Origin of the sequence: Streptomyces zaehneri, assembly GCF_032248645.1 — a bacterium.
GTDB lineage: Bacteria > Actinomycetota > Actinomycetes > Streptomycetales > Streptomycetaceae > Streptomyces > Streptomyces coriariae.
In genome coordinates, this window is sequence record NZ_JASTTJ010000016.1 from 60,216 (window position 1) to 72,683 (window position 12,468).

The following is a 12,468-nucleotide window of genomic DNA, read 5'->3' on the forward strand; positions in this document are numbered from 1 at the left end:
CTCACATCCGGAAGACGCCGAACTGGGGTTCACCCAGCGGCGCATGGGCACAGGCGGTCAGGGCGAGGCCCAGTACCTGCCGGGTCTCCAGCGGGTCGATGACGCCGTCGTCCCAGAGGCGGGCGGTCGCGTAGTAGGCGTTGCCCTGGCGCTCGTACTGCTGGCGGACCGGTGCCTTGAAGGCCTCTTCCTCGTCCGCGGGCCACTCCTGGCCCCCCGCCTCGAGCTGGTCCCGCTTGACGGTCGCGAGGACCGAGGCGGCCTGCTCGCCGCCCATGACGGAGATCTTGGCGCCCGGCCACATCCACAGGAAGCGGGGCGAGTAGGCCCGGCCGCACATGGAGTAGTTCCCGGCGCCGTACGACCCGCCGACGACGACCGTCAGCTTCGGCACGCGCGTGCACGCCACGGCCGTCACCATCTTGGCGCCGTGCTTGGCGATGCCGCCGGCCTCGTAGTCCCGGCCGACCATGAACCCCGAGATGTTCTGGAGGAACACCAGCGGGATCCCGCGCTGGTCGCACAGCTCGATGAAGTGGGCGCCCTTCTGGGCGGACTCGGAGAACAGGATGCCGTTGTTGGCGACGATGCCGACCGGGTGGCCGTGGATCCGGGCGAAGCCGGTGACCAGGGTCTGCCCGAACTCGGACTTGAACTCCGCGAAGCGGGAGCCGTCGACCACGCGCGCGATGACCTCGCGCGCGTCGTAGGGGGTGCGGGAGTCGACGGGCACCGCGCCGTACAGCCCGTAGGGGTCGACCTTGGGATCGACGGACTGGCGCACCTCCCAGGGCAGCGGCCCGCGCGCGGGGAGCGTGCCGACGATGTTGCGGACGATCCGCAGCGCGTGCGCGTCGTCCTGCGCGAGGTGGTCGGTCACGCCGGACACCCGCGCGTGCACCTCGCCGCCGCCCAGCTCCTCCGCGGTGACGACCTCGCCGGTGGCGGCCTTCACCAGCGGGGGCCCGCCCAGGAAGATCGTGCCCTGGCCGCGGACGATGACGGCCTCGTCGCTCATGGCCGGGACGTAGGCCCCGCCGGCCGTGCACGAGCCCAGCACCGCGGCGATCTGCGGGATCCCGGCCCCGGACATCCGGGCCTGGTTGTAGAAGATCCGCCCGAAGTGCTCCCGGTCCGGGAACACCTCGTCCTGCATGGGCAGGAAGGCCCCGCCCGAGTCCACGAGATACAGACAGGGCAGCCGGTTCTCGAGGGCGACCTCCTGGGCCCGCAGATGCTTCTTCACCGTCATCGGGTAGTACGTGCCGCCCTTGACGGTGGCGTCGTTGGCGACGATCACGCACGCGCGCCCGCCGACCCGCCCGATCCCGGCGATGACCCCGGCCGCCGGGGCCTGCCCCTCGTACATGCCGTCGGCGGCGAGCGGGGCGAGCTCCAGGAAGGGCGAACCCGGGTCCAGGAGGGTGTCGACCCGGTCCCGGGGCAACAGCTTCCCGCGCGCGGTGTGGCGCGCCCTCGCCTTCTCCCCACCCCCCAGCCGGGCCGCGGCCAGCTTGCCGCGCAGCTCCTCGACGAGTGCGCGGTGCGCCGCCTCGTTGGCCCGCCAGGCCTCCGACGCGGGGTCTGCCGCGCTCGTCAGCTCCGGTGCCTGCTCCATCCTTGCGGTCCCCTCACCCAGTGATCGACTGTTAATGAGCGTTAACCATTCCCTTCAGGTTAACGACCGCTAACCTCCCTGTCTAGAATTGCCTTCATGGCCACGAGAACCGACGCCCCCACCCGTCGCGAGCAGATCCTCAGGGAGGCCGCGCGGCTGTTCGCCGAGCGCGGGTTCCACGGCGTGGGGGTGGACGAGATAGGCGCCGCCGTCGGCATCAGCGGGCCGGGGCTCTACCGGCACTTCCCGGGCAAGGACGCGATGCTCGCCGAGCTGCTGGTCGGCATCAGCGGCCGGCTGCTGACCGGCGCGAAGCTGCGCCTGGCGGAGGCCGACGGCGTATCGCCCGAGGCGTTCCTCGACTCGCTCGTCGAGGGCCACATCGACTTCGCCCTCGACGACCGTCCCCTGATCACCCTGCACGACCGCGAGCTGGACCGCCTCCGTGACAGCGACCGCAAGCTGGTCCGCCAGCTCCAGCGGCAGTACGTCGAACTGTGGGTTGAGGCCCTGCGTGCCGTGTATCCGGGCCTCGCCGAGCCGACCGCCCGCTCCGCGGTGCACTCCGTCTTCGGTCTGCTGAACTCCACCCCGCACCTCGGCCGGCCGGGTTCCCTGCCGGGCCGCGCGGCCACCGCGGCCCTCCTGCACCGGATGGCGAGGGGGGCCTTCGCCGCGGCGGTGGAGTGACGAGCGTTACCCCCGCCCCACCCTGGACGCTCTTCGTACTCGCCGGTACGGTTGTCATCTGAGCAAGCGCTTAGCCATCGGACCCGCGACCATGCCGCAACCACGCATTGCGCAACCCCGACGGCGAGCAACCACGTACGCGAGAGCGGCGCCGGTTTAGGCGCACAGAAGGGTGGCGGCGGTGCGCCGTACGGTGTTCAACGAGGATCACGAGGCGTTCCGGGAGACCCTCCGGGCCTTCATCGAGGCCGAGGTCGTCCCCGTCTACGACGAGTGGTTCGCGGCCGGCCAGGCGCCGCGCGACTTCTACTACAAGCTCGCCGAGCTCGGCGTCTTCGGCATCCGCGTCGACGAGGAGTACGGCGGCGCCGGCATCGACTCGTACAAGTTCGAGGCCGTGCTGTACGAGGAGACCGCCCGCGCGGGTGTCTCCTTCGGCGGCTCCGGTGTGCACGTGCTGCTCGGTCTGCCCTACCTCAAGCTGCTCGCCACCGACGAGCAGAAGAAGCGCTTCCTGCCGAAGTTCGTCTCCGGCGAGGAGATGTGGGCGATCGCGATGACCGAGCCGGGCACCGGCTCCGACCTCGCGGGCATGAAGAGCACCGCCAAGCTCTCCGAGGACGGCACGCACTACGTCCTCAACGGCTCCAAGACCTTCATCACCGGTGGCGTGCACGCCGACCGCATGATCGTCTGCGCCCGTACCTCCGCGCCCACCGCCGAGGACCGCCGTCACGGCATCTCCCTCTTCGTGGTGGACACCAAGGCCGAGGGCTACTCGGTCGGCCGCAAGCTGGACAAGCTCGGCCTCAAGACCTCCGACACCGCCGAGCTGGCGTTCGTCGACGTCAAGGTGCCCGTCGAGGACCTGCTCGGCGAGGAGAACAAGGGCTTCTACTACCTCGGCCACAACCTCGCCTCCGAGCGCTGGGGCATCGCCTACGGCGCGTACGCCCAGGCCAAGGCCGCCGTCCGGTTCGCCAAGCAGTACGTGCAGGAGCGCGTGGTCTTCGGCAAGCCGGTCGCGCACTTCCAGAACACCAAGTTCGAGCTGGCCGCCTGCCAGGCCGAGGTGGACGCGGCCGAGGCCGTCGCCGACCGCGCCACGGAGGCCCTGGACGCGGGCGAGCTGACCCCGGCCGAGGCCGCCAGCGCCAAGCTGTTCTGCACCGAGGTCGCCCACCGGGTGATCGACCGCTGCCTCCAGCTGCACGGCGGCTACGGCTTCATGAACGAGTACCCGATCGCCCGCCTGTACGCGGACAACCGCGTCAACCGCATCTACGGCGGCACCAGCGAGATCATGAAGTCGATCATCGCGAAGGACATGGGTCTGTAAGCAGCCCGCAACCACGGGCCGCTACAACTAGAAGCCATGAGCCAGGCACTACAGGATCTCCTCGATCTGCTCGACATCGAGCAGATCGAGGAGAACATCTTCCGCGGCCGGTCCCGCTCCGCCGTCGTCCCGCGCGTCTTCGGCGGGCAGGTGGCGGCGCAGGCACTGGTCGCCGCCGGACGGACGGTCCCCGAGGACCGGCTCGCCCACTCCCTGCACGCGTACTTCCTGCGCATGGGCGACCCGGGCGCGCCCATCGTCTACACCGTCGACCGGATGAACGACGGCCGGTCCTTCACCGCGCGCCGCGTCGTCGCCGTCCAGCACGGACAGCCGATCTTCGCGCTGTCCGCCTCCTTCCAGCGGCACGAGGAGGGCTTCGACCACCAGGCCCCCATGCCGCCGGCCCCGGACCCGGCCACGCTGCCGACCTCGGAGGAACGGCTGCGCGGCTACGCCCACCTCGATCCCGAGGTCGTCGAGAGGTTCCTGGAGGCCCGCGAGGCGGTCGATCTGCGCTATGTCGACGAGCCCCCGTACGGCCGGTTCGGCGCACCGCGCGAGCCGCACTCCCAGGTCTGGTTCCGCGCCAACGGCAAGCTGGCCGACGACCCTCTCCTGCACGTCGTCCTCGCCACCTACGTCTCCGACATGACGCTCCTCGACTCCGTCCTCCTCGCGCACGGGCGCGGCGGCTGGGCGGTCGGTGACGTGGTGGGAGCGTCGCTGGACCACGCGATGTGGTTCCACCGCCCGTTCCGCGCCGACGAGTGGCTCCTCTACGACCAGGAGTCGCCCTCCGCGCACGGCGGCCGGGGCCTCGGCCAGGCCCGCATCTACACCCAGGACGGGCGGCTCGCCGTCTCGGTGATCCAGGAGGGTGTGGTCCGCGCCCCCCGGCGCGACTGACCACCCGGCGCCGCACCCGCGCGTGCGGCGCTCTCTCCCGGGGCTCTGCCCTCGCCTACTCGGTCAGCCCCGCCTCCGCCAGCAGGTACGCCGTCATCACGTCGTAGTGCCGCGGGCTGACGACGTGGTCGTCGAGGGGGACCGCCACCTGGACGGTGCCCTCCGACTCGGCGATGAACAGCGCCGGGTCGTTGCAGTCGGCGTAACCGACGGAGTCGACGCCGTGCCGCCCGGCGTAGCCCGCCCAGCCGTGGTCGGCGACGACCAGGTCGGGCAGCGGCCGGCCCTCGCGTTCGAGCGCGGTGAGGATCGCCTTCATCGGCTCGCCCGAGTGGGTGTGCCAGAGCGTGGCGCCGTGTTCGAGGACCGCCACGTCGGCCAGCTGCCAGACGTACCCCTCGTCCGTCTGGAGCCCCTCCGGGATGACGACGATCTCGCAGCCGGCCGCGCGCAGGGCGGCTGCGGTGGCGCGGTGCACGTCGAGGAGACCACCGGGGTGGCCGGTGGCGAAGAGAACCCGCTGCCGTCCTTCGGCCGCCTTGCGCAGCCGGGCCGCGAGCCGGTCCAGACCGTCGACGGTCAGCTCGGGGTCGATGGTGTCCTGGCCGTAGCGGTACTCGGGATCGTCGTTCACGCCGACCCGCTCCGCCATCACCGCGAGCACGTCCTGCTCGTCGGTCCAGCGGTCGCCGAGTTCCAGACCGAGCCAGAAGTTGCGGACACCGTTCGCGAGCTGGCGGTAGTGGGAGAGGTTGTTCTCGCGGGGCGTGGCGACGTCCCCGGCGATACGGGTTCTGACGAGGTGGTCGACGAGTTCGGCGCGGCTGGGCGTCCCGGGTATCGGCATGGTTTCCATTGTGAGGCAGCGGGCTGTGCGCGTCTGTGCTGTTCCGGACGCTGGGACACGCGTCACTCAGTGTTGTTTCAGCGAGAACCACAGCTCCATCCGGACGTCCGGATCGTCCAGGTCGGTCCCCAACAGGGCCGCGCAGCGGGCGATCCGCTGCCGCACGGTGTTGCGGTGCACGGACAGGGCCACCGCCGTGCGGTCCCAACTGCCGTGCAGGGAGAGCCAGGTGCGCAGCGTCTCGAGCAGCGCGGCGCTCGCGGCGCTCGCCCGGATCGGGGCGAGGAGCGTCCGGGCGTGGGCCCTGGCCTCGTCGTCGGGCACCAGGTCCACCAGCCCGGCCCCCGAGCCGTGCCGGACGAGTGCGGTACGGGTGGCGTGCGCCCGGGCCAGCGCGCGGGCCGCCTGCGCGTCGGCGGCCTGCCAGTCGGCGGGGGCCGCGTCCGCGCTGACGCCGAGGGTCCAGCCCGGCTGCGGCCGCGGCGGGCCGTCGGCCGGGACGAGGACCCGTACGACGTCGTGGTCGAGGTCGACCAGCGGTGATCCGAGACCTGCGCCGAGCGCGGAGGCCGCCACCGGGTCGAGAGCCCGCGCGTCCGGACGGGCGTGCACGACGAGCCACCGCTCGCCCCCCAGCAGCGGGGCCACCTCGGCGGGCGCGGCCCCCAGCAGGAGCCGGACGAGCGCCGACGAGCGGGCCGCCCCCGGGCCGCTCTGGTGCTCGCCGGTGAGCAGCGAGAGCAGGACGGCGGCGACGGAGGCGATGGTGTGGTCACCGGGGTCACGCCGGGGCGCCGCCACCCCGAGCACGAACCCGCGGCCCGCGCCGAGCGCGTAGGCGGCGAGATGGGTCCCGTCGGGGGCGGTGTCGGCGGCGGTGACGGAGGCGCGGGAGAGGAGGAGGCGGGCGAGCCCGGCGAGGGGGGCGTCCGCGGACGTCCGCCCCGCCCCCGCGATCTCCGTCCCCTCCGGCCCGTACAGCACGGCGCGCCCCCCGACCCACTGGGCGAGGCGGCGCAGGACGGACGGGACCGGGTCCGGGCGGGAGGCGGCGGCCGCGAGGCTCTGCTGGGCCTCCGTCACCCGGCGCAGCTCGGCGGTGCGGGCCCGCTCCATCAGCTGCCAGACCGCGCGGGCCACGGCCGAGAACGTCGTCTGCGGGGGCACCTCCAGGAGCGGCAGCTCGTACGCCTCGCAGGCGGCGACCAGCGCCCTCGGCACGGTGTCGTGCACCGGCGCGACCCCGAACCCGAGCGCCGCGCCGCCCGCCGCGACGATCCGCGACACGTAGTCCTCGAAGTACTCCCCCGGTCTCGACTTCGCTCGACCGGGGGCGCCCCCGTCCGACCCGGCCGCCTCCGGGACGTGCACGCCCGCCGTCAGCAGCAGCTCGCCGCCCAGCAGATACGGGTACGGGTCGGCCATCTCCGAGGTGTGCGCCCCGTGCAGCACGGTGCCGGGATCGGCGGGCCCGGCGATCTGCCGCAGGGCGAGGTCCTCGCGGGCCAGCAGGGCGGCGAGCGGGACCGGTGGGGTGGGGGGTACGGCGGGGGGTACGGCGGGCTCCGGCACTATGGACGTTCCCTCCACTGGGTGCGGATCGAGTGGATGAAACGTACACTTCCCGAGTGCTGTCCGCCCACCTAGGGTCGACTCCCGAACCGCCTCGGCCGTCAGGGAGGGTGGGGCAGTACCTACGCGATGAAGCGTGAGAAAGAGAGCATGTGACCATGAGCGGCAACGAGACGCCCCGCGGCCCCGTCGACTCCTCCCGCATCCCGCGGTACGCCGGCCCCGCGACCTTCGCCCGGCTGCCCCGCCTCGACGAGGTCGGTCGCGCCGACGTCGCCGTGGTGGGCGTGCCGTTCGACTCGGGCGTCTCCTACCGGCCGGGCGCCCGCTTCGGCGGCAACGCGATCCGTGAGGCGTCCCGGCTGCTGCGGCCCTACAACCCGGCGCAGGACGCCTCCCCCTTCGCCCTCGCCCAGGTGGCGGACGGCGGCGACATCGCGGTGAACCCGTTCGACATCCACGAGGCCGTGGAGACCATCGAGGCGGCGGCCGACGACCTGCTCGGCACCGGAGCCCGTCTGATGACCCTGGGCGGCGACCACACCATCGCGCTGCCGCTGCTGCGCTCGGTCGCCAGGAAGCACGGACCCGTGGCCCTGCTCCACTTCGACGCGCACCTCGACACCTGGGACACGTACTTCGGCGCGGAGTACACCCACGGCACGCCGTTCCGCCGGGCCGTGGAGGAGGGCATCCTCGACACCGAGGCGCTCTCCCACGTCGGCACCCGCGGCCCGCTCTACGGCAAGCAGGACCTGACCGACGACGCGAAGATGGGCTTCGGCATCGTCACCTCGGCGGACGTGTACCGGCGCGGCGCCGACGAGGTCGCCGACCAGCTGCGCCAGCGCATCGGCGACCGCCCCCTCTACATCTCCATCGACATCGACTGCCTCGACCCGGCGCACGCCCCCGGCACCGGGACCCCGGAGGCGGGCGGCATGACCTCGCGCGAGCTCCTGGAGATCCTGCGCGGCCTGGCCTCGTGCAACCTGGTCTCGGCGGACGTCGTCGAGGTGGCCCCCGCGTACGATCACGCGGAGATCACGTCGGTGGCCGCGTCCCACACGGCGTACGAACTGACCACGATCATGTCCCGACAGATTGCCGAGGCTCGCGCGAAGTGACCCACGACCACGACCTGGTACTCCGGCCGACTCAGGCGCAGACCGCCGCCGCGCTGAACCCTCCCGCCGGCCGCCACGGAGGAGACCTGGTCGTGGAGACCCTGGCCGCGCTCGGCGCGACCACCGTCTTCGGACTGCCCGGCCAGCACGCGCTCGGCATGTTCGACGCGCTGCGCCGCTCCTCGCTGCGGTACATCGGCCTGCGGGTGGAGAACAACGCGGGGTTCGCGGCGGACGCCTACGGCCGGATCACCGGCGAGGCGGCCCCGCTGCTGCTGTCGACGGGGCCGGGCGCGCTGACCTCGCTCGCGGCGCTCCAGGAGGCGGCGGCCGCCTCGGCGCCGGTGCTGGCGATCGGCAGCCAGATCCCGACCCCCGGCCTGGGCGGCGGCCGCCACGGCTATCTGCACGAACTGCCCGACCAGGCGGCCTCGTTCCGTGGCGTGGTGAAGTCGGTCCACACCGTCCGCACCCAGTCGCAGATCCCGTCCGCGATCGAGGCGGCCTGGAAGTCCGCGCTGAGCGTGCCGCACGGCCCGGTGTGGGTGGAGATCCCGCAGGACGTGCTCCTCGCGCAGACGCTGATCCCGGTGGTCACCGGCGGCGACGCCTTCCCCGAAGAGCTGCCGCCGCGCCCCGAACTGACGGCCGTGGCAGCCGACCTGCTGTCGAACGCGGCCCGTCCGGCGATCATCGCGGGCGGCGGAGTCGTACGGTCGGACGCCTCGGGCAAGCTGAAACGGCTGGCGGAGGTCCTGCGGGCCCCGGTGGTCACCACGCCCGGCGGCAAGGGCGCGTTCCCCTGGACGCACCCCCTCTCCCTCCAGTCCTGGATCGAGGACCGGCACACCACGGACTTCCTCGAGGACGCGGACGTCCTCCTGGTCGTCGGCTCGGGGCTCGGCGAACTCTCCTCCAACTACCACACGTTCAAGCCCCGGGGCCGGGTCGTCCAGATCGAGGCGGACCTCGGCAAACTGGAGTCGAACCATCCGGCGCTCGGCATCCACGCGGACGCGCGACTCGCGCTCCAGGCGCTGCTGGAGACGGTGCGGGAGCGGCCGGACGAGACGGCGCCCGACCGGGTACGGGACCTGCTCGCGCGGGTCTCGGAGCGCATCGCGGCCCAGGAACTCACCCTGGAGCAGCAGGTGCTGGCGTCGGTCCGCAAGGCGCTGCCGGCCGACTCCCCGTCCTTCTGGGACATGACGATCCTCGCCTACTGGGCCTGGTCGGCCTTCGACGCGAAGGGCCCCAACCACATGCACTCGGCCCAGGGCGCGGGCGGCCTCGGCTACGGCTTCCCGGCGGCGCTGGGCGCGGCGGTGGCCGATCCGACCCGCCCGGTGCTGGCGGTGTCGGGTGACGGCGGCGCCCTGTACTCGATCGCGGAGCTGGCGACGGCCCGGCAGTACGGCCTGGACGTCACCTGGCTGATCGTCGACGACGGCGGTTACGGCATCCTGCGCGAGTACATGACCGACGCCTTCGGCGAGCCCACGGCCACCGAACTGACCCGCCCGGACTACGTGGCCCTGGCGGAGTCCTTCGGGGTGCCGGGGGTGCGGACGTCCCCGGAGACCCTGGAGGCGGACCTGGCGAAGGCCCTGTCCACGCCCGGCCCCTCGGTGGTCCTCCTCCCGGCGGTACTGCGGATGTTCGCGGCGACGCATCTGGACTCGGACTGATCACCCGGTCGGCCGATGTCAGTTGCGGCCTTGCCCTGAGCCCGGAGCGGAGTACAGCGTGCTGCTGAGATTCCGCGTCGCGAACGTGCGCTCCCTGCGGGACGAGCAGGAGCTGCCGTTCGTGGCGTCCGGTGAGAAACAGGGCGCGTCCGCGCGTCCGGTGGATCTCGCGGGCGGCGGATCCGTCCCGGTGTTCCCGCTGATCGGCTTCTTCGGGGCCAACGCCTCCGGCAAGTCGAACGTACTGACCGCGATGACGGACATGCGTAACGCGGTCCTCAACTCCTATGCGCGCTGGGCCTCTTGCGACGGCATCCCGCGCCAGGTCTTCGCCCTGAGTCCCAAGAGCGAGAGCGAACCCTCCTTCTTCGAGGTCGACGTCGTCATCGACTCGGTCCGCTGGACGTACGGCTTCGAGCTCGGCGCCAAGCGCGTCGAGTCCGAGTGGCTGCACAGCTACCCGCGCGGCCGCCGTCAGGAATGGCTCGACCGCGACGCCTCCCGGCCGGACGTCTTCAAGTGGCCCGGCGGGCGGGTCAGGGACCGAGCCCAGCTCGTACGGCGTACGCGACCGAACGCCCTGCTGCTCTCCACGGCCGCCACGGACAACCACCCGCAGCTCTCTCCGCTCTTCCACTGGTTCCGCCGCAACTTCTGGATGATCAGCCCCGAGGTCGAGCGGGACGAGCGCGCGCGGTACACCACGAAGGAACTGTCTGGCCCGAGGGCCACCAGGATCCAGGAGCTGCTGCGGGTGGCCGGCCTCGGCATCACCGGAGCGACGGTCGTCCAGGACCGGCCGGGCCAGGACACGGTGAAGCTGACCCACCGTTCCGCCGCCGGGGACGTGTCCTTCGAATGGCAGGAGGAGTCCTCCGGCACCCGCTCCTGGTTCGCCCTCCTGGGTCCGCTGCTCCTCGCCCTCGACGAAGGTGCGGTCCTGCTCATCGACGGACTCGACGCGAGCCTGCACTCCCGCTTCGCCGCCGAGGTCGTCCGGCTCTTCCACGACCCGCACGCGAACCCCAGGGGCGCCCAGCTGGTCTTCACGTCGCACGACGCGACCATGCTCACCACCCCGAGCGGCGAGCGGCTCCTCGACCCCGGACAGGTGTGGCTGACGCAGAAGGACAAGGACGGGGCGACCGAGCTGTATCCGCTCACCGATGCGGAGCCGGGGGAGGACGAGGACCTCACACAGTCCCTCCCGCTTCTGCGGTGACTGCCTGAGCGAGTGCCCCGCGGCATACAGAGACAGTCGAGTTCTGCGCCTTCACGCCGCCTTGGCCGCAGCCACATCCCGCGCGCGGAGCGCAAGTTCACGCACCGGGAGCGCAGTTGGGTGCCGACGCAGTTCCGTGCTCATCGTGCGGAAGTGTTCGTCACCACGGTTGGACGAGACATGTTCGTACTCGTCCAGGAAGCGTGACCAGCTCTCGCAGGCTGCGTCCAAGTGGCCCACGCGTAACTCGCGCTGCGCGAGGAGCGCATAGGCGTGCACGCGGCCCTGGCGTTCCTGCTTCGGCTGGAAGCGGATCGACTGTTTCAGGGCCTTGATCGAGCCCGCGAAATCCTTCTCCTCGTACAGGACGTGGGAGACGTGGAAGAGGTAGGCGGTCTGGTCGTAGCCGCCGATCGCATCCCTGCGGTTGTCCGCCTTCGACAGTGCGTCCTCCGCCTCCTTCAGGCGGGCGTGGGCCTGTTGCTTCAGGCCCACCATGGAGGCGGAGTGGGCCTGCTGGCCGCGTAGGAAGGCCACGAGACGCGGGCCCGCAGAGGGGGCTGCCTCTGCTGCGGAGTCCGCGAGTTCCAGAGCCTTGGGGCCGTAGCCCAGGTTGGAGGCCTGAAGGGACATGCCGCGCAGGGTCCGGCAGTAGGTGACGTGGTCTTCCGCCTCGCGAGCCAGGCCGAGGGCTTGGACGTAGTAACGCTGTCCGAGGCCGTGAGCCTTCTCGTACATGGCCATCCAGCCGGTCAGATACGTGAGGTCGGATGCGGCGGCCAGCATGTCCTTGCGGACGGGTTCCGTGGCCTGTGCCCGGAGCCAGGGGCCGACGGTGTTGACGAGGAACGCCGACGCCATGGGCATCGCGTGCCCGGCACCGAGTTCGTCGAGGATGTCCGCGATCCGGTCGGTCATGGTGCGGATCGACTGCACCTGTGAAGAGCCGATGCGAACCGTCTTCTTGCCAGGAGTCACAGATTCGGCCGCCGCTCGCGCGGGGAGGGCGAACGCGGGCACTGACAGAGCGGCGGAGAAGACCGTGGCGGCCAGCAGGCTGCGGCGGGACGGATCCATTGTTGCCCTTCCGAGGTCGATCAGCTCCTCGACAGTGTCGGCGGATGGAGACCTCATGAGTGACGGCGCGGGTTCCAAGCCGGCTTCCGCGTGGGTGACGGGTCGTCCCAGCCGCGCCGAGAGGGCTTCGACGATCAGGGACCTGACCTGTGGCTTCGGCCGGGCGCCGGCAATCCAGTGCGCGACCGCGGTGCGGTCGTACGTGAGGTCGAGTCCTGCCTGCGGGCCGAGGCGGTTCACCTGCTGGGCGAGCTGGGTTCTGGTCCATCGCGCCTGGTCAAGCAGGTTGTCCAGAGCGCGGTTGGGGGTGCGCTTCCCTGCCATGTCCTCAACTCCCGACGGCTTGCATGGTGTTTGACGACAGCGTTCACGGCGTTCA

Annotated in this window: 10 protein-coding genes; 6 read left to right on the plus strand and 4 right to left on the minus strand. The window is 71.7% G+C overall.

Going from position 1 to position 12,468, the window contains the following annotated elements; genetic code table 11:
* Position 1 precedes the first annotated feature (1 nt).
* Positions 2–1,618 carry a carboxyl transferase domain-containing protein gene (locus tag QQM72_RS24970; protein WP_314223088.1) on the minus strand — a complete coding sequence of 539 codons (1,617 nt, stop codon included), beginning with the start codon at positions 1,616–1,618 and terminating at the stop codon, positions 2–4.
* Between the two features lie 96 nt (positions 1,619–1,714).
* Here QQM72_RS24970 and QQM72_RS24975 point away from each other — a divergent pair, with 96 nt between their 5' ends.
* The 3 genes from QQM72_RS24975 (at position 1,715) to QQM72_RS24985 (ending at position 4,556) form a co-directional block, all read left to right on the plus strand.
* On the plus strand, positions 1,715–2,308 hold the full coding sequence (locus tag QQM72_RS24975; protein WP_054240128.1) for an SACE_7040 family transcriptional regulator: 594 nt from the start codon (positions 1,715–1,717) through the stop codon (positions 2,306–2,308).
* Between the two features lie 181 nt (positions 2,309–2,489).
* Positions 2,490–3,647, plus strand: a complete 1,158-nt coding sequence (locus tag QQM72_RS24980; protein WP_171397439.1) for an acyl-CoA dehydrogenase family protein — start codon at positions 2,490–2,492, stop codon at positions 3,645–3,647.
* Positions 3,648–3,683: 36 nt separating this feature from the next.
* The gene (locus QQM72_RS24985; RefSeq protein ID WP_314223089.1) at positions 3,684–4,556 is read left to right on the plus strand and encodes an acyl-CoA thioesterase; all 873 of its coding nucleotides are present in this window, start codon (positions 3,684–3,686) and stop codon (positions 4,554–4,556) included.
* Positions 4,557–4,611: 55 nt separating this feature from the next.
* Here QQM72_RS24985 and QQM72_RS24990 read toward each other — a convergent pair whose 3' ends face one another.
* Together QQM72_RS24990 and QQM72_RS24995 are read right to left on the minus strand one after the other, a co-directional pair.
* Complete coding sequence (locus QQM72_RS24990; RefSeq protein WP_314223090.1) at positions 4,612–5,403, minus strand: phosphatase; 792 nt, start codon at positions 5,401–5,403, stop codon at positions 4,612–4,614.
* A 66-nt stretch (positions 5,404–5,469) separates the two neighbouring features.
* Positions 5,470–6,993 (minus strand): PucR family transcriptional regulator, encoded by a 1,524-nt coding sequence (locus QQM72_RS24995; RefSeq protein WP_314223091.1) that lies wholly within the window; start codon positions 6,991–6,993, stop codon positions 5,470–5,472.
* Positions 6,994–7,133: 140 nt separating this feature from the next.
* Here QQM72_RS24995 and speB point away from each other — a divergent pair, with 140 nt between their 5' ends.
* From speB to QQM72_RS25010, 3 genes are read left to right on the plus strand one after another with little or no spacing between them, the layout of a single operon-like run.
* Positions 7,134–8,102, plus strand: a complete 969-nt coding sequence (speB, locus tag QQM72_RS25000) for an agmatinase (RefSeq protein WP_314223092.1) — start codon at positions 7,134–7,136, stop codon at positions 8,100–8,102.
* The gene (locus tag QQM72_RS25005) at positions 8,099–9,790 is read left to right on the plus strand and encodes a thiamine pyrophosphate-binding protein (RefSeq protein WP_314223093.1); all 1,692 of its coding nucleotides are present in this window, start codon (positions 8,099–8,101) and stop codon (positions 9,788–9,790) included. Before speB ends, QQM72_RS25005 begins: the two co-directional genes overlap by 4 nt.
* A 58-nt stretch (positions 9,791–9,848) precedes the next feature.
* Complete coding sequence (locus QQM72_RS25010; RefSeq protein WP_314223094.1) at positions 9,849–11,012, plus strand: AAA family ATPase; 1,164 nt, start codon at positions 9,849–9,851, stop codon at positions 11,010–11,012.
* 51 nt (positions 11,013–11,063) lie between these two features.
* On the opposite strand, the gene QQM72_RS25015 is transcribed toward QQM72_RS25010, so the two are convergent.
* Positions 11,064–12,413, minus strand: coding sequence for a tetratricopeptide repeat protein (locus QQM72_RS25015; RefSeq protein WP_314223095.1), 1,350 nt, complete (start codon positions 12,411–12,413; stop codon positions 11,064–11,066).
* Between the last annotated feature and the right edge of the window lie 55 nt (positions 12,414–12,468).

Excerpts from the sequence above, each read along its gene's own strand:
- QQM72_RS24970 (WP_314223088.1), bottom strand. The coding sequence starts at position 1,618 with ATGGAGCAGGCACCGGAGCTGACGAGCGCGGCAGACCCCGCGTCGGAG.
- QQM72_RS24975 (WP_054240128.1), top strand. The coding sequence starts at position 1,715 with ATGGCCACGAGAACCGACGCCCCCACCCGTCGCGAGCAGATCCTCAGG.
- QQM72_RS24985 (WP_314223089.1), top strand. The coding sequence starts at position 3,684 with ATGAGCCAGGCACTACAGGATCTCCTCGATCTGCTCGACATCGAGCAG.
- QQM72_RS24990 (WP_314223090.1), bottom strand. The coding sequence starts at position 5,403 with ATGCCGATACCCGGGACGCCCAGCCGCGCCGAACTCGTCGACCACCTC.
- speB (WP_314223092.1), top strand. The coding sequence starts at position 7,134 with ATGAGCGGCAACGAGACGCCCCGCGGCCCCGTCGACTCCTCCCGCATC.
- QQM72_RS25015 (WP_314223095.1), bottom strand. The coding sequence starts at position 12,413 with ATGGCAGGGAAGCGCACCCCCAACCGCGCTCTGGACAACCTGCTTGAC.